Raw genomic sequence first — 220 nt, 5'->3', positions numbered from 1 at the left:
AGCGCATAGGTCAACGCCACGGCGCAGATGCAGGCCGCCGCGACCCGCTCGGGCGTCCAGCCGTATTGCGCCACGCGCAGCCAGACCGCATAGGCCCCGAGCCCCGCCAGCACCGGCATCAGGCAGCAGGCGAGTTGCACGGTCCAGCGCAAGAGCCAGGTCAGGCCAGCCTCGCTCGGCTCGCAATCGAGCGCGGAGGTCACAAGGGTCGCAAGCCCGA

The 220-nt window shown here is 70.9% G+C and carries 1 protein-coding gene; it reads right to left on the bottom strand.

Features of this window, described 5'->3' with window-relative positions; genetic code table 11:
- A partial coding sequence (locus H2O73_RS24635) for a DUF4153 domain-containing protein (protein ID WP_182110879.1) occupies positions 1-220 on the bottom strand: 220 nt, incomplete at both ends.

This window comes from Vibrio marinisediminis (assembly GCF_014050145.1).
Taxonomy (GTDB): Bacteria; Pseudomonadota; Gammaproteobacteria; order Enterobacterales; family Vibrionaceae; genus Vibrio; species Vibrio marinisediminis.
The sequence above is the reverse complement of the archived record's forward strand: the minus strand, read 5'-3'. Positions and strand labels throughout refer to the sequence as shown.